Source organism: Enterovibrio qingdaonensis, assembly GCF_028683135.1.
In the GTDB taxonomy this organism is placed as follows: domain Bacteria; phylum Pseudomonadota; class Gammaproteobacteria; order Enterobacterales; family Vibrionaceae; genus Enterovibrio; species Enterovibrio qingdaonensis.
Genome location: NZ_JAJUBB010000008.1, coordinates 99,461 through 115,151, shown reverse-complemented (window position 1 = coordinate 115,151; position 15,691 = coordinate 99,461). Strand labels below are relative to the sequence as shown.

Sequence of the window (15,691 nt, the reverse complement as noted above, 5' to 3'; positions counted from 1 at the left end):
CGAAAAGGGCTCCTCTTGGAGCCCTTTGTTGTACACTAGCTCCAAAATCACTCCAGAAGGATGCGTTGTGCGCTTTATTTACACCTTATTGCTCGCCCTTGTGGCACCTTTTCTGCTGATAGGCTTGTACAGAGCAAAAGATGGAAAACCAAAGGTCGGTAAACGTTGGGTCGAACACTTTGGTCGCACGCCGCATCTAACATCTAATACCCAACCGATTTGGGTTCACGCCGTGTCCGTTGGGGAAGTCATCGCCGCCAAACCGGTGATTGCTGCATTGAAAGCAAACTACCCTGACACGCCGATTGTAGTGACCACCACCACAGCAACCGGTGCCGCCATTGCAGCAACCTTAGGTGAGGGCATTGAGCATAGATACATGCCGATTGATTTTGGCTTTGCGGTGAAAGGCTTTCTAAAGCGTACCCACCCAAAAGTCATGCTCATCATGGAAACCGAGCTGTGGCCAAACACCTTACACAGTGTTCACCTAGCAGGTATCCCAATCATTGTGATGAACGCACGCTTGTCTGAAAACTCACAGCGCGGCTACCAACGCGTAAAACCATTTTTCAATTTGCTTTCGCGCAATATCGACCACATTCTTTGCCAGTTTGACGATGATGCTCGCCGTTTCCTTGAGTTGGGCGTAAACAAAAATAAGGTGTCGGTCTCCGGTTCCGTGAAGTTTGATTTGCCTTCCTTTGATACTCAAAGTGATGCTGTGACCACATTAAAAGCAGCGATTGCCGGACGCCCAGTTTGGATTGCTGCAAGCACGCATCCCGGTGAAGATGACATCCTGCTCCAAGCGCACAAAGCACTTCTGAAACACGAACCCACCGCACTCATGATGTTAGTACCCCGCCACCCTGAACGATTCAGCGATGTGGCAACGCGCATAAAAGAGAATGGCCTCTCGGTATCTCGACGTAGCCTGCAAGAGACGATTGGAGCCGATACTCAGGTGTACCTAGGCGACACCATGGGCGAGATGATGACCTTGTTTGCCGCCGCAGACGTCGCTTTTATGGCGGGAAGCTTGATAGGTGACAAGGTGGGTGGACACAACCTTTTGGAGCCTGCATCTTTAGGTCTGCCGCTTATTACAGGCCCTAGCTATTTTAACTTTCAAGTGATCGCGGAGCAGCTCATTGGCTCTGGTGCTTGCGAGGTAAAAGACTCACCAGAGACCATCTGCGAAGCAGTTTTAACCTTACTCAACGACCCCGAACGGAAAGCGCAATCCGGACAAGCTGCACTGACAGTTGTCGAGAAAAACCGTGGCGCGGTGTCAAAAACATTGTCGACTATCGCCCCTTGGGTCAACCGCTAACGTGAGATGGGCCTTAGCCCTCGTAGCCTTTCAGGAGTTCAGTCCAATCTGACTCTTGCCAGTTGATGGCGCGCTTACCCAGCTCCTTTCTAAACGAACGCAGCAAGCGACTTAAGTTTGCTGCTTTCCAGCTATCGCCTTTGCGGCGACCACAGTTGTCAAAATCAATCAGCCAAAACTCACCTTTGTCATCCAACAAAATGTTGTGGATGTTTAAGTCGGTATGACACACCCCGGCATCATGAAGCTTTTTCACCAATGCACCAATCTCTTGGTATTTTTCAGCAGACAATGGTGATTGCATCAAGATATCGACCAAATCTTTCGCACCATCGACTTTTTCCACCAAAAGATCTGCTCGGTAAGTCATGCCGTCCCTGATAGCACGGGCTGCAAGAGGGCGAGGCACAGCAATGCCCTGCTCTTTGATGTAATGTAGCAAATTAAATTCTTGTGCCGCGCGTGTGTTTTCCCACCCCGTAAACAGGTAGCTGTCCGCGACGAGCTTGCCGAAAAGGCCACCACGACGATAATGACGCAATGCCGCTGGAACGGTTTGTGTTTGAACAAACCATGTGGTGCCTCGTCCGGTTGCCGACCCCAGTACTGCGTTTTTTTGTTGCCAGAATTCGACATCAAAACAGTGAGATGCATCTTCTTTCAACAATGTTTCATCAAACCAAATACGGGTATTGTTATCCGCCAATTGCTCCACGCGCACTCCTTTTCAGATTTAAATCCTCTCAGTATTTCGTTCTGAGCGGTTGTTGCATTTTACATTGCGGATCGGCAACTGCATAATTTCACCCAAGATAACCACAAAAGCAGCATCATGGCCCTATTTTCCACACCACCTCAATCCATTTGCGTCCTTCGCCTTTCCGCCATTGGCGATGTGTGCAACGCGATAGCAGCCGTTCAGGCTATCAAGACGCAATGGCCAGACACCGACATTACCTGGATTGCAGGAAAGGCCGAGGCCGCGCTGCTTACACCGCTTTTGCCTACGATCACTGTCATCCCTTTTGATAAAAAAGCGGGCTTTAAAGGTATGCAAGCGGTGTGGAAAGCCCTTGATGGAAAGCACTTCGATGCCCTGCTTCATATGCAGACCGCCATCCGTGCCAGCCTCTTGTCCCTAGGCATCAAAGCCAAATTCAAGCTCGGGTTTGATAAAACACGCGTCAGTGACTTACAACAATACTTCACCAATGTGAAAGTCCCCTCCCCGCAATCATTGCATGTTCTTGATGGCTTTATGGCGTTTACCGAAACGCTGGGATTGAAGCCGCAAAAACCTACGTGGACATTGCCTATTCGTGATGAAGACACCGCATGGGCAAAAGCCCAACTAGGAGACAAACCAACACTCGTCGTGGCACCCGCCGCCAGCAAAGCGTTTAAAAACTGGACGGCTGAAGGGTATGCCGCTGTTATCGAACATACCATCGACAAGGGATTTGATGTGATTTTGGCGGGTGGTCCAGGGCAAATTGAAATCGACTTAGGTCATGCCATTGAAAACCAGATTTCTCGTCAGGTAAAAAACCTGATTGGCAAAACCACCCTGCTGCAGTTGCTGGCATTGGAAAAAGAAGCGGCGTTGGTACTGGCTCCAGACAGTGGCCCTGCGCATCTAGCCAATGCCGTCAATACACCAGTGATTGGCCTATACGCACACCATAACCCTGCGCGAACTGGCCCTTACAACTGGAGGAAATATGTGGTCAGTGCTTATGCCGAAGCCATAGAAGCAGAAACAGGAAAAGCTGTTGAGCAGGTCTCATGGCGTACCCGTGTCAAAGACGAACACGCCATGCAACGCATTACAACCGAGTCGGTGATTGCGCGATTCGATGAAGTCACCGAAAAAGAGGAGCTCCTATGAGTCAGGCACCGCGCGCGACAATTAGCGCCATCATCATCACCAAGAACGAAGAGCAGATTTTGCCAGAGTGCTTGGCCTCTCTCGATTGGGTTGACGAAATTGTGGTGGTTGATTCAGGCAGTACAGACAACACGGTCACTATTGCTGAAGCGGCTGGTGCCAAGGTGCATGTGAACGCTGAATGGCCAGGGTTTGGAAAGCAGAAACAGCTGGCACAGAGCCTCGCTACCAAAGATTGGGTGTTGGCCATCGATGCTGATGAAGTGATCACTGACGCACTGAAAAGCAGCATTCTTGAGGTGCTTAACAATCCACCTAACGACACGTTGTTCATCTTACGCCGCACAACCTGGGTCTTCGGTCGCTTCCTGAAGCACTCAGGCTGGTATGACAAAATTGTGCGTTTCTACCCGCGTGAGCTGACAGGCTACAACGATGCGCTGGTACATGAAAAAATCATTGAGCCGGATGGCGTAAAGAAACAGACACTCAACGGCGACATGCTGCATTACTCTTATCGCGACTTACATCAGTATTTGGTGAAGTCGGCCTTCTACGCAAAATCATGGGCAGACGGTCGTCAGGCAAGAGGCAAGAAAAGCAGTATCAGCCAAGGCATTACCCATGCGCTGGGCTGCTTCTTAAAGATGTACGTATTAAAACGCGGCTTTCTCGATGGCAAGCAAGGTTTCTTGATTGCGGTATTGTCAGCGCACTCCACCTTTGTGAAATACGCTGACCTTTGGATTCGCGCTAACGACAGCCGCGCGAGCAAGGACTGAGTCCGTTAAATCACACGAGCCAAAAACGCGTTAACGTCCGGCAGAATCGCGTCGATATCAACCTTCGACATGTCTGCCGCCACTTCCTTGTCTTTGTCCTTTGGTGGCGCAAAGGCAAGGTGCTTGCCTGCACTGTTAATTGGCTGCCAACGAAGGGGCGTGGCACTGCGCTTAGCAGGAAAGAAGCCAATGGTCGGCACATCTACCGTCGCTGCGATATGCAGCGGTCCGGTTGAGCCTGCGATAAAGGCATCGGCACACGCAATCGAGCGGGTGAAATCCTGCAAGCCATCGTTTTTGTCATACACCACCGAAGAGACCTGCTTCTTACCCAATAACGTTTGAAGCTCTGCCGCTTTTTCCTCCTCACCCGGCCCTGCCGTCAATACCACTTCCATCGTTTTTTCTGCAACGATGCCTGACACCAAGTCCGCATATTGCGTTAAAGAAAGGTTATTGGCAGAGCCTCCACTCCCTGCATGCACATAAAGCCAAGGCACGCCAGACTGAATCGACAAAGCTTCCGCAAGTTTGGCTTTTTGCGCAGCTTTCACATCATTACTGAAAGCCAGATACGGCGCAGCAGGCTCAATCGCAGTGACAGCCAGTGTGTCGAGAAATGCACGTACCAAGTCGATATTGTATTCGTACTCTGGTTTAGCCGATTGTGAGCGACGCTGCTTGATACGGTGGTTATACAGAAATTGAGAAATTTTGGTTGCAGGTGCCAATCGAAAGGGAATCGACGATCGCCATACCAACATAGCATTGTAACTGTCTGAAAAAAGACAGATAGATGCGTCAAACCGTTCTGCTTTTATCGCGTCGATTAACGCCTTTTTCCTCAGCTTATCCGCATCTTTCCCACAACCTACCAACACCTTATCAATGGACGGACAAAGCTCTGCCAATGCTTTTGTGTAAGACGGCACTAACGCGGTGATCTCCGAGTCTGGCATCGATAGCTTTAACATGGCAAACGCAGGCCATGCCAGCATGAAGTCGCCGATTTTGTCGTTTCTGATGACAAGGATTTTTTTCATTCTGTGTACCTGTTTACGGTTCTTGCCACCGATCATACCGGATGATGGAACAGGCGCTAAGTCTCTGACTAAGGTGATGAGAGAATAAATGCTATTTGGGTAGCTTTTTTCATTCGACCTTGTAGCAAGAAACAATAATTTTCGACAAGTTTTTGATAGCATGTCGCCAGATAAATTTATGGCAGGATTTCACTGTGAATAAAAAAGCACTGACCCGAGTAATCTATCCGGGCACTTTTGATCCTATCACCAACGGTCACGTTGATTTGGTAGAGCGTGCAGCTTCCATGTTCGATGAAGTGGTTGTGGGTATTGCTGCCAGCCCGAGTAAAAAGCCATTGTTTGAATTAGAAGAGCGTGTGGCACTTGCAAAAGAAGTGACCGCTCACTTGGACAATGTCAGCGTTGTGGGTTTTTCAGGCCTACTGGTCGATTTTGCGAAGAAATACGATGCGAACATTTTGGTTCGTGGCCTTCGCGCCGTGTCTGATTTTGAGTATGAATTTCAGTTGGCCAACATGAACCGCCGCCTGATGCCTGAGCTGGAAAGTGTTTTCCTGACGCCCTCTGAAGAAAACTCTTTTATCTCATCCACACTGGTCAAAGAAGTTGCGCTGCATGGTGGGGATACCAGCCAATTTGTACACCCAACGATTCTGGCTGCGCTGAAAGAACGTCTGAAAAAATAAGACTCTGAATTACACTAAAAAGCCCGCGATAGCGGGCTTTTTCTATTTTTGGCAGGCGGCGCAGAAAACCGTATTTCGCTGCCCTATCTTTGCGCTTTCAAGCTCAGAGCCACAAACAGGACAAGGTTGCCCCTGCTTACCGTACACCAACAACTCTTGCGCAAAATAGCCTGGTTTCCCGTCCGTTTGTGTGAAATCTTTCAACGTGGTGCCACCTTGCCTTATCGCGGTTGCAAGCACGTCTTTGATGTCAGCTACCAGCACCTTAGTTTCTTCCAAGGTTAACTGACCCGCTTGTCTTTTTGGGTGAATGTGCGACGTGAAAAGGGATTCATTGGCGTAGATGTTGCCAACACCAACCACCACAGCATTGTCCATGATGAACTGCTTGATTGCCGTGCGCTTGCCTCGGCTTTTTTCGAACAGGTAGTCACCCGTAAAATCATCCGTTAACGGTTCAGGCCCCAGCTTTTCCAGTGCAGGGTGCGCACCGTCATTCGGTTGCCAAAGCCAAGCACCAAAACGCCTTGGGTCGTTATAGCGGATCATCACACCTGTGGCCAAATGCAGATCAACATGATCATGCTTATCCGGCGGCACTCCCGAAGGCAACACCCGTAAACTGCCCGACATGCCCAAGTGAACCAAAGCATAACCAATATCAGTTTCCAATATCAGGTATTTAGCTCGGCGTTTCACCGCGCGGATAACTTGCCCTTCAATGTCATAAAGTTCGTCGGGAATACGCCAGCGTAACTGAGGTTGTCTGACATCTAACTTGGAAACGGTTTGCCCTTCCGCATGCGGCTTGATCCCCATGCGGCTCACTTCGACTTCAGGTAATTCTGGCATTACATCAATTCTGGTTCGCTAACGGGAACAAGTAGTGTGGATCAACCGACACGGCAAGCCAATGGTTTTCGGCATTTTGAATCAGCCAAAATTGGGGAAGCTGAAAATAGGTCAGTCTCAAGGGCTCAATCTCCGGCCCTAAATCCACCACCAATGTCGATGGCGATCGTAAACTCGGCTTCAGTTTATCGTAAGTGGCTTTATCGATTTCTGTCCCAGACAGGTTCATCCACCGTCCCGCCAACTCTGTCGGAGAGATATCCAGTGCGATATCCGTTTGCCATGGCGACCCCTGCGTTAAAGTAAAATTCGGAAACTGCAGAGCTTTCACGTTTAAATTTGATGGTAATAGAGCAATCACGCTTTCTGGTATCGCTTGCTGAGACTGCTGCGCAGCATCGTATTCCGCCACTTTACTACGTAAGTACGTAGGCAAATTCATCAGGGCGATAAACACCAAAATACCAATGATAAGGATGTTATTAAAACCGCGGCGGGAAGGTAATGCCATCTGTGAATCCCAAAAAACCAACAATATGTTCAGTTTATATCCGGAAGTCTCTGATTTATAGCTTTTAAGCGAACGCTGATTGAATGCCTTGTGGGGATTGCACAAAATTGAGGTATAAAAAAACCCAGCCAAAGCCGGGTTCTTTTGAAGAAGTATAAAACCAATTACTTGATTTTTGCTTCTTTGTACAAAACGTGTTGACGAACAACTGGATCAAATTTCTTGATCTCAAATTTGCCCGGCATGTTACGTTTGTTTTTGTCAGTAGTGTAGAAGTGGCCTGTACCAGCAGATGATACTAGACGGATCTTCTCGCGAATGCCTTTAGCCATTCTTTAAATCCTCTTAAACGTTCTCACCACGGGCACGCATTTCTGTAAGAACAGAATCAATGCCTTTCTTATCGATGATGCGCATACCTTTAGGGGTTAGACGCAGTTTAACGAAGCGGTTTTCGCTTTCTACCCAGAAACGATGAGTTTGCAGGTTCGGCAGAAAACGACGCTTGGTGGCGTTACGTGCGTGAGAACGGTTGTTACCCGTTACAGGACGCTTGCCAGTTACTTGGCATACTCGTGACATGAATGTCTCTCCAAATCGTTTCAGCTCGATATCAACCTTGTCCGAAATAGTCCTGCAAACTTGGTCAGGCTCTAGGTCAAGGCTATCAAAGGTGGCGCATTATACTAACTGTAATTCCATTGCTCAAGTCCCGAGCAGATCCTTTTGTCATTTTTTGATCGTTTTTTAGCAACTTTTCTTTGAAACGCTCATATCCAGCCGCGTTCAGCGAAAGAGACAATGTCTCCATCTCCTATGACCATGTGATCAAGCAACCGGATGTCGACCAAAGACAGCGCATCAGCAATACGCGCCGTAATATGACGGTCAGCAGGACTTGGCTCGGCAATACCTGATGGGTGATTATGCGCCAAAATCACCGCATTTGCATGCATTTCCAGTGCGCGTTTTACCACTTCCCTCGGATACACCCCTGCTGCGTTAATGGTTCCTTCAAACAAAATCTCGTCCGCAATGGGCCGATTTTGGTTATCCAAGAAAAGAACCAAGAAGGCCTCACGCGGCCTATCTCTAAGCCTTGCAGAGAGATATCGCGCGGTGTGAGAGGGGCTGGTTAAGGCATCTTCCTTCGTCATCACTTCGCTTAAATGACGCTTGCTGAGTTCTAGCACCGCTTGGAGTTGCGCGTATTTAGCAGCTCCCAGACCTTTTCTTTCACAGAACTGCGCTTGGTTAGCTTGCATTAAGCCTCTTAATGAACCGAAGTCCGATAAAAGGTAGCCAGCAAGCTCAATCGCATTCATGCCAGAAACACCGGTTCGTAAAAATATCGCTAACAGTTCTGCATCAGACAAGGACTCTGCGCCTCTTGCTAACAATTTCTCTCTCGGTCGACTCTGTTCAGGAAGCTGTTTTAGTGACATACGCCAAACTCGTTAAAAAGTCGCCATACTTGCCTGTCGGCCAATCAGGTTCAAATAAAGGTGTGAAAATCTTGGGGGAACGCCAAGCCCACAACTTTTGAGAAGCTTCTTTGTTACATATCGGTTTGGGATACCTCTGCTTTCACATTCAGCAACGACCAAAGCGTGACCAGTGAATATTTTGTGTTATCTTTCCTTCCATTACCTCATTGATTGATTTGGTTATGGTTCAAAAATTCACTCAAACACTCGCTGGAAAGCGTATCGTGTTGGGCATCAGCGGCGGTATCGCTGCGTATAAGTGTGCCGATCTCACCCGTCGATTGATTGAGCGCGGAGCCGATGTGCGCGTGGTCATGACAAATGCGGCAAAAGAATTCATCACCCCGCTGACAATGCAGGCGGTATCTGGCCATCCTGTTGCGGAGAGTTTGCTTGACCCTGCTGCGGAAGCCTCGATGGGACACATCGAGATTGCGAAATGGGCTGACTTAGTATTGCTAGCACCCGCAACAGCAGATTTGATTGCTCGCGTCACTGCGGGCATGGGCAACGACTTACTTTCCACGCTTTGTCTCGCGACAGACGCGCCGATCGCGGTTGCACCCGCGATGAATCAACAGATGTATCGCGCCATCGCGACACAAGAAAACATGGCAACGTTAAAACGTCGTGGCTACCCAATTTGGGGACCTGCAAGTGGCGAGCAAGCCTGTGGTGACATCGGCCCAGGTCGCATGCTGGAGCCGCTTCAATTGGTTGCGTTAGTCGAAGACCATTTCGCGGACGGCGATCTCGAAGGCACCTCATTTCTGATTACCGCAGGGCCAACTCGCGAAGCCATTGACCCGGTTCGTTACCTGTCAAACCACAGCTCTGGCAAAATGGGCTATGCCATTGCTGAAGCTGCTGCAAAACGCGGTGCCAACGTTACCCTAGTGAGTGGCCCAGTTAATTTGCCAACACCTCACAATGTCACCCGTATTGACGTGCAAAGTGCCGAAGAGATGCACAACGCCGTTCAAGCGCAAGCCAATGCGCACCACATTTTTATCGCCTGCGCTGCCGTGGCAGACTTCAGACCGGCTACGGTTGCCGAACAGAAAATGAAAAAGCAGGACGGTAAAGACGACATGACCATCCGTCTTGTGAAAAACCCAGACATCGTCGCGTCTGTCGCGGCAATGAAAGCGGAGCGCCCTTTCACGGTAGGGTTTGCTGCTGAGACACAGGATGTGGAACACTACGCACGCACCAAGCTTGCAAAGAAAAACCTCGACCTTATCTGTGCGAACGATGTATCCATCGAAGGATTGGGCTTTAACAGCGATCAGAATGCACTCCATCTTTATTGGTCAGACGGAGACAAGCAGCTAGCTCAAGCCAGCAAAGCCGATATCGGCAATCAATTAGTCAGCGAAATTACCGCGTTGTATAACGCCAAGAACCAAGTGGAAAAGTCATGAAAAAAATCGACCTGAAAATCCTCGACCCACGTGTAGGTAACGAATTCCCGCTTCCAGCATATGCAACCGAAGGGTCGGCAGGTTTGGACTTGCGCGCATGTCTGGACGAGGCGTTAACCATTGAGCCTGGCCAAACGCACCTAATTCCGACGGGTATGGCAATTCACATTGCCGATCCCTCAATGGCTGCAACCATTCTTCCGCGCTCAGGTCTTGGCCACAAGCACGGTATCGTACTGGGTAACCTTGTGGGTTTGATTGACTCAGACTACCAAGGTCAATTGATGGTGTCTTGCTGGAACCGCGGTCAAACCACATTCACGGTTGAACCGGGCGAGCGTATTGCGCAATTGGTCTTCGTGCCTGTGATTCAAGCCGAATTCAATATCGTCGAAGACTTCGATGCTACCGACCGTGGTGCAGGCGGTTTTGGACACTCAGGCACAAAATAATCACAGTAAATGTCTCGAAAACGCCGCTAAATAGTGGCGTTTTTCTTGCGCTATTCACGATTTAGAAAATTCCAGTAGGCTTCTTTGATGGGGAAGGTGCATTATCCTTTTAATACAGAGGGAGCACCGTTAAGATAGCGCCTCTTCAGCCGACATTAGCTAATACAACAAAGGAACCATCTATTCATGGCTGGCCAAAAAAAGCAGAACCGCCGCGAGGAAATCCTTCAGGCTCTTGCTCAAATGCTAGAGTCCAATCAGGGCAGTCAACGCATCACTACGGCAAAGCTTGCCGCGCAGGTAGGGGTATCTGAAGCCGCGCTTTACCGTCACTTTCCGAGTAAAGCGCGTATGTTTGAAGGCTTGATCGAGTTCATCGAAGAGTCGCTCATCACACGTATTAACCGTATTCAGAATGAAGAGAAAGACACGTTGACACGTCTGCGTCTCATCCTTCAGCTTCTGTTGGTGTTCGGAGAGCGTAATCCTGGCTTGACCCGCATCATGACCGGCCATGCCCTTATGTTTGAACAAGACAGACTTCAAGGCCGCATCAACCAACTGTTCGAAAAAATCGAAAGTCAGTTACGCCAAGTTTTGCGTGAACGTCGTTTGCGCGAAGGTAAAGGCTTCCCTGTTGAGGAAACCATTCTTGCCGCACAATTACTGGGGCAAGTAGAAGGTAGCTTGAATCGCTTTGTTCGCTCCAGCTTCAAATATCCGCCAACAGCGGAATTTGACCAATACTGGCAATTGTTGAGTGCGCAGTTGGACTAAGGGTTCAATATTGACGCTAAAAGGCTGCAAATTGCAGCCTTTTCTCTATCTGCCCGGATTATTGTCATCGGGCGTGTTTATGCACCATTACTCATGCATTACGCATTTAGGTTATCGACGCAAACGGGGAAGTCACTCGCCGTACCACATGCACGCACTTCATCTTTTGTGTAAGCCGTATCGATATGAGTCAGTGACGGCGAAGCATCTCGCTCACTTAACTGCATCACACAATCTTGGAACTGGTTCGAAGTAGCACAAGCTTGCGTCTCGTCCAATGTATACCCCGCCTGCGCTCCAGCAGTAAACAAACCGAAAGTCACCAGTGTCGCCATCATTACTTTTTTCATAATTTCTTCTCCGACTTAACAGTGTGTAGGGTTTGGCAAGAATGTTTCGTTGTTCACTCCTGCCGTTTCGTTGAATTCATAATACCCATCGCCACTGAACAAATACTGAACAATCCGTACATTAATCACACAACAAGATGCAATAACGCTTTGATCAAGCAACTAAAAAGTGATTCACGCCGTGAATCACTGATGGGAATTCAATAAAGAAATGCTCTTCAACAGAGAAGAAAAAGACGAGGGGTTTAGCGTAAACAAACAAAAAAGCCCGCCAATCTTGGCGGGCTCTTCTCAAGATAGGGTCGCGAGTGACTAGATGCCGTACTCCGCACGGTATGCTTTCACCGCATCCAGATGCTCAGGGTTGGTGCCCTGCTCTTCCAAATATGTCACCAAGTCGCCTAGGCTAATGATAGACACCACTTTACAACCAAAGTCGCGCTCAACTTCCTGAATCGCAGAAAGCTCACCTTTACCGCGCTCTTGGCGGTCAATCGCAACCAAAACACCCGCCAGATCGGCACCGTTCGCTTGGATAATTTCCATCGACTCACGAATTGCCGTGCCCGCAGTGATCACGTCATCCACCAGCATGACACGACCTTCCAGCGCGCTACCTACTAGGTTGCCGCCTTCACCGTGGTCTTTTGCTTCTTTGCGATTGAAGCAGTAAGGCGTATCGACATCGTGGTGCTCTGCCAGTGCTACCGCAGTGGTGGTAGCAATTGGAATACCTTTGTACGCAGGGCCAAACAACAGGTCATATTCAATGCCCGCATCAACCAATGCTTCTGCGTAAAAGCGCCCCAAACGCGCAAGGTCGCGGCCAGTATTGAAAAGACCAGCATTAAAGAAGTAAGGGCTCTTACGGCCAGACTTCAAAGTAAACTCACCGAATTTCAGTACTTGTTTTTCCAATGCGAACTCGATGAATTGACGCTGATACGCTTTCATTTTCTCTCCTGTCGATATTACAAATCGGCTTACATGCCGGAATAGCCTGAGACTCGCCCTGTCGGGCCTAGCCCCACAAATAACACGTCAAAAAAAAGCGGCTCCAATAGAAGCCGCTTTCTTATCAATCAATCAATGATGCTTTCTGAATAGCAACGATGTCCTGAATACCCTTGGTTGCCAAAGACAACATGGCATTGAGTTCATCAGCGGTGAACGGTTCACCTTCTGCGGTGCCCTGCACTTCAATCATGCGGCCATCTTCCAGCATAACGACGTTCATGTCAGTCTCTGCTTGCGAGTCTTCAACGTACTCCAGATCGCAAATCGGCGTGCCTTCGAAGATGCCAACAGATACCGCAGCAACGTGACCCTTCATTGGGTTCTCTTTCAGTTTGCCATCAGCAACCAGCTTGTTCAGTGCATCGGCCATCGCCACGCTTGCACCAGTAATAGAAGCCGTACGTGTACCGCCGTCTGCTTGAATAACGTCACAGTCAACCGTGATGGTGTAATCACCCAGCTTGTCGAGGTTAACCGCTGCACGAAGGCTACGAGCGATAAGGCGCTGGATTTCCATGGTGCGACCACCTTGTTTGCCGTTTGCCGCTTCACGACGGTTACGGGTGTGGGTCGCACGTGGCAACATGCCGTATTCAGCAGTGATCCAACCTTGGCCTTTACCTTTCAAGAAGCGAGGCACGCCTTCTTCAACTGTCGCGGTACAGATCACTTTGGTGTCACCAAACGCCACCAATACAGAACCTTCTGCATGGGCAGTAAAATGACGAGTAAGGGTGACCGGACGAATTTGACCTACTTCTCTTCCGCTTGGGCGCATAGGGGTTCCACCTGTTGTATGAGTTTAAACACTGCTGATTTTCGCTAACCGGCGATTATAACGATTTCGTCCTTATCGTGCTAATACTTACCGCGATCGCTGTTCTTTTTCTCACGCCGTGATACGAGGAGACTACACACGCCGCAGCAACTGCGTATAATCAATGCAACATTATTTAAAGAGTGCACTTCAATGATCCACAGTATGACTGCTTACGCCCGCCGCGAAATAAAGGGCCTATGGGGAACAGCGGTATGGGAAATCCGCTCGGTGAACCAACGCTACCTCGAAACCTACATTCGTATGCCAGAGCAGTTCCGTGGCCTTGAACCAATCATTCGAGAGCGTTTCCGCCAGCGTCTTGCTCGCGGTAAAGTCGAGTGTAACCTGCGCTTTGAAGCAAGCCCTTCCAACAACACTGAATTGAAAATCAATGAAGAGTTGGCAAAACAAGTGATTCACGCGGCGAAGTGGATCAAAGAAATGTCAGGTGAAGGCAACATTGGTCCATTCCAAGTCCTGCAATGGCCTGGTGTAATGGAAACCCCAGAGCAAGATATGGACGTGATCAACAAAGCTCTATTGGAAGGCTTTGATGAAACCGTTAACGACTTCATCGCCGCACGCGCAAGCGAAGGCAACAACATGAAGGCGTTGATTGAAACGCGCCTAGACGCGATTGCTGCTGAAGCGGTGAAAGTACGCACACGTATGCCAGAGATCCTGCAATGGCAACGCGAGCGCCTGATCACCAAGCTGGAAGAAGCCAAGCTGGAGTTGGATGCCAACCGCGTTGAGCAAGAAATCATTTTGCTGGCTCAAAAGTCAGATGTTGCTGAAGAGCTTGACCGTCTGGACTCTCACGTTACTGAGACCAAGAAAATCATTGCCAAAGGTGGCGCGTGTGGCCGCCGTCTGGATTTCATGATGCAAGAATTCAACCGCGAGTCGAACACCTTGGCATCGAAATCTATCAGCACTGATATCACCGCATCAGGCGTTGAACTGAAAGTGCTTATCGAGCAAATGCGCGAGCAAATTCAGAACATCGAATAATTGCCTCTTCGATATAGAAAGCCCGGCCATCGTGCCGGGCTTTTTTAATAGGCAATCGGTTTGATGAGATTTATACCCTATATGTCCGTCGGGTTGGGTATTTAGCCAAAGATAGCGCAGGATATACCCAATCCAGCGGGTATTAGGTTATTCTAAATGGTAATTCAATTTTTAAGCGGTCCGTGATACTCTGCGCGCCCTTTAACCTCACAGTGATCTAGACCATGAGCCAAGGTACGCTTTACATCGTTTCAGCGCCTAGCGGTGCCGGTAAATCCAGCTTGATTTCGGCACTGTTAAAAGACAACCCTCGTTATGACATGAAAGTGTCTGTTTCTCACACCACACGCGCGACCCGCCCAGGTGAAGAGAACGGTGTTCACTACCATTTCGTGTCAGTTGACGACTTTAAAGCCCTGATCGAGCAAGATGCGTTTTTGGAACATGCAGAAGTTTTCGGCAACTTCTATGGAACTTCACGCCTGTGGATTGAAGAAATGCTGGCAAAAGGCGTCGACATTTTCTTGGATATTGACTGGCAAGGTGCCCAGCAAATCCGCAAGAAGATGCCGAAAGCAAAAAGCATTTTCATTCTTCCACCAAGCCGCGAAGAACTGGAGCGTCGTTTAAATGCGCGCGGTCAGGACTCTGAGGAAATCATCGCTAAGCGTATGGAAGAAGCCGTTTCTGAAATCTCTCACTATAACGAGTACGATTACGTTATTGTGAATGACGATTTCGACATGGCTCTGATGGACATGAAGGCCATCCTTCGCGCCGAGCGAATGAAACAAGACAAGCAAGCCAGCAAATATCACGATATGCTGGACAGACTACTGGCGCAATAACTACGAAACTTGCGCCGCCAACCACTTGTTGGTTGTTAAGATCCAATCGCTTTTGTATAATTTTCGGTCATTTTGACTTTATTACACTTACTGGAGTTTCTTCATGGCACGCGTAACCGTTCAAGACGCTGTTGAAAAAATTGGCAACCGTTTCGATCTAGTATTGGTAGCAGCTCGTCGCGCACGCCAAATGCAAACTGGTGGTAAAGACGCACTGGTTCAGGAAGAGAACGATAAGCAAACCGTTATCGCTCTGCGTGAAATCGAAGAAGGCCTGATCACTAAAGAAATCCTGGATGCGCGTGCTCGTCAAGAGCAGCAAGAGCAAGAAGCTGCTGAGATGGCAGCTGTAAGCACCATCACAGGTTCTCTTCGCTAATTAACTTCAGGAAACAGGCCGT

Annotated in this window: 20 protein-coding genes; 10 read left to right on the top strand and 10 right to left on the bottom strand. The window is 49.0% G+C overall.

Translation table 11 applies throughout. From position 1 onward, the window contains the following. Positions 1-67 precede the first annotated feature (67 nt). Positions 68-1,336, top strand: coding sequence for a lipid IV(A) 3-deoxy-D-manno-octulosonic acid transferase (gene waaA / locus LRP49_RS12830; protein WP_274142653.1), 1,269 nt, complete (start codon positions 68-70; stop codon positions 1,334-1,336). A gap of 13 nt (positions 1,337-1,349) precedes the next feature. Here waaA and LRP49_RS12825 read toward each other — a convergent pair whose 3' ends face one another. Then, positions 1,350-2,051 carry a 3-deoxy-D-manno-octulosonic acid kinase gene (locus LRP49_RS12825; RefSeq protein WP_274142651.1) on the bottom strand — a complete coding sequence of 234 codons (702 nt, stop codon included), beginning with the start codon at positions 2,049-2,051 and terminating at the stop codon, positions 1,350-1,352. 117 nt (positions 2,052-2,168) lie between these two features. On the opposite strand from LRP49_RS12825, the gene LRP49_RS12820 reads away from it, so the two are divergent. Next, positions 2,169-3,224, top strand: coding sequence for a glycosyltransferase family 9 protein (locus LRP49_RS12820; protein ID WP_274142649.1), 1,056 nt, complete (start codon positions 2,169-2,171; stop codon positions 3,222-3,224). Then, the gene (locus LRP49_RS12815; RefSeq protein ID WP_274142647.1) at positions 3,221-4,006 is read left to right on the top strand and encodes a glycosyltransferase family 2 protein; all 786 of its coding nucleotides are present in this window, start codon (positions 3,221-3,223) and stop codon (positions 4,004-4,006) included. Before LRP49_RS12820 ends, LRP49_RS12815 begins: the two co-directional genes overlap by 4 nt. Positions 4,007-4,011: 5 nt before the next feature. On the opposite strand, the gene LRP49_RS12810 is transcribed toward LRP49_RS12815, so the two are convergent. After that, complete coding sequence (locus tag LRP49_RS12810) at positions 4,012-5,049, bottom strand: glycosyltransferase family 9 protein (protein WP_274142645.1); 1,038 nt, start codon at positions 5,047-5,049, stop codon at positions 4,012-4,014. A 194-nt stretch (positions 5,050-5,243) separates the two neighbouring features. Here LRP49_RS12810 and coaD point away from each other — a divergent pair, with 194 nt between their 5' ends. Next, positions 5,244-5,738, top strand: a complete 495-nt coding sequence (gene coaD / locus LRP49_RS12805; RefSeq protein WP_274142643.1) for a pantetheine-phosphate adenylyltransferase — start codon at positions 5,244-5,246, stop codon at positions 5,736-5,738. A 42-nt stretch (positions 5,739-5,780) separates the two neighbouring features. Here coaD and mutM read toward each other — a convergent pair whose 3' ends face one another. The 5 genes from mutM to radC all read right to left on the bottom strand — a co-directional run bounded on the left by mutM (position 5,781) and on the right by radC (position 8,546). Then, on the bottom strand, positions 5,781-6,590 hold the full coding sequence (mutM, locus tag LRP49_RS12800; protein ID WP_274142641.1) for a bifunctional DNA-formamidopyrimidine glycosylase/DNA-(apurinic or apyrimidinic site) lyase: 810 nt from the start codon (positions 6,588-6,590) through the stop codon (positions 5,781-5,783). Between the two features lie 4 nt (positions 6,591-6,594). Next, the gene (locus tag LRP49_RS12795; protein WP_274142639.1) at positions 6,595-7,101 is read right to left on the bottom strand and encodes a hypothetical protein; all 507 of its coding nucleotides are present in this window, start codon (positions 7,099-7,101) and stop codon (positions 6,595-6,597) included. A 164-nt stretch (positions 7,102-7,265) separates the two neighbouring features. Next, positions 7,266-7,433, bottom strand: coding sequence for a 50S ribosomal protein L33 (gene rpmG / locus LRP49_RS12790; RefSeq protein WP_005371942.1), 168 nt, complete (start codon positions 7,431-7,433; stop codon positions 7,266-7,268). 13 nt (positions 7,434-7,446) lie between these two features. Next, complete coding sequence (gene rpmB / locus LRP49_RS12785) at positions 7,447-7,683, bottom strand: 50S ribosomal protein L28 (protein ID WP_078752150.1); 237 nt, start codon at positions 7,681-7,683, stop codon at positions 7,447-7,449. Positions 7,684-7,871: 188 nt separating this feature from the next. Further along, the gene (gene radC / locus LRP49_RS12780; RefSeq protein WP_274142627.1) at positions 7,872-8,546 is read right to left on the bottom strand and encodes a RadC family protein; all 675 of its coding nucleotides are present in this window, start codon (positions 8,544-8,546) and stop codon (positions 7,872-7,874) included. 224 nt (positions 8,547-8,770) lie between these two features. Here radC and coaBC point away from each other — a divergent pair, with 224 nt between their 5' ends. The 3 genes from coaBC (at position 8,771) to slmA (ending at position 11,241) form a co-directional block, all read left to right on the top strand. Further along, on the top strand, positions 8,771-10,012 hold the full coding sequence (gene coaBC, locus LRP49_RS12775; RefSeq protein WP_274142625.1) for a bifunctional phosphopantothenoylcysteine decarboxylase/phosphopantothenate--cysteine ligase CoaBC: 1,242 nt from the start codon (positions 8,771-8,773) through the stop codon (positions 10,010-10,012). Next, positions 10,009-10,464, top strand: coding sequence for a dUTP diphosphatase (dut, locus tag LRP49_RS12770; protein ID WP_274142623.1), 456 nt, complete (start codon positions 10,009-10,011; stop codon positions 10,462-10,464). Before coaBC ends, dut begins: the two co-directional genes overlap by 4 nt. A 186-nt stretch (positions 10,465-10,650) precedes the next feature. After that, positions 10,651-11,241 carry a nucleoid occlusion factor SlmA gene (gene slmA / locus LRP49_RS12765; protein ID WP_078752121.1) on the top strand — a complete coding sequence of 197 codons (591 nt, stop codon included), beginning with the start codon at positions 10,651-10,653 and terminating at the stop codon, positions 11,239-11,241. 98 nt (positions 11,242-11,339) lie between these two features. Here slmA and LRP49_RS12760 read toward each other — a convergent pair whose 3' ends face one another. The 3 genes from LRP49_RS12760 to rph all read right to left on the bottom strand — a co-directional run bounded on the left by LRP49_RS12760 (position 11,340) and on the right by rph (position 13,386). Then, the gene (locus tag LRP49_RS12760) at positions 11,340-11,591 is read right to left on the bottom strand and encodes a hypothetical protein (RefSeq protein ID WP_274142622.1); all 252 of its coding nucleotides are present in this window, start codon (positions 11,589-11,591) and stop codon (positions 11,340-11,342) included. A 312-nt stretch (positions 11,592-11,903) separates the two neighbouring features. After that, on the bottom strand, positions 11,904-12,545 hold the full coding sequence (pyrE, locus tag LRP49_RS12755) for an orotate phosphoribosyltransferase (RefSeq protein WP_274142621.1): 642 nt from the start codon (positions 12,543-12,545) through the stop codon (positions 11,904-11,906). Positions 12,546-12,669: 124 nt separating this feature from the next. Then, positions 12,670-13,386, bottom strand: a complete 717-nt coding sequence (gene rph, locus LRP49_RS12750; RefSeq protein ID WP_274142620.1) for a ribonuclease PH — start codon at positions 13,384-13,386, stop codon at positions 12,670-12,672. 192 nt (positions 13,387-13,578) lie between these two features. Between rph and LRP49_RS12745 the strand changes: the two genes are divergently transcribed. The 3 genes from LRP49_RS12745 to rpoZ all read left to right on the top strand — a co-directional run bounded on the left by LRP49_RS12745 (position 13,579) and on the right by rpoZ (position 15,669). Further along, on the top strand, positions 13,579-14,442 hold the full coding sequence (locus tag LRP49_RS12745) for a YicC/YloC family endoribonuclease (protein ID WP_274142619.1): 864 nt from the start codon (positions 13,579-13,581) through the stop codon (positions 14,440-14,442). Between the two features lie 224 nt (positions 14,443-14,666). Further along, complete coding sequence (gmk, locus tag LRP49_RS12740) at positions 14,667-15,290, top strand: guanylate kinase (RefSeq protein WP_274142618.1); 624 nt, start codon at positions 14,667-14,669, stop codon at positions 15,288-15,290. 103 nt (positions 15,291-15,393) lie between these two features. After that, a complete protein-coding gene (rpoZ, locus tag LRP49_RS12735; protein ID WP_067412613.1) occupies positions 15,394-15,669 on the top strand; it encodes a DNA-directed RNA polymerase subunit omega in 276 nt (91 codons plus the stop codon). The last annotated feature ends 22 nt before the right edge of the window (positions 15,670-15,691 follow it).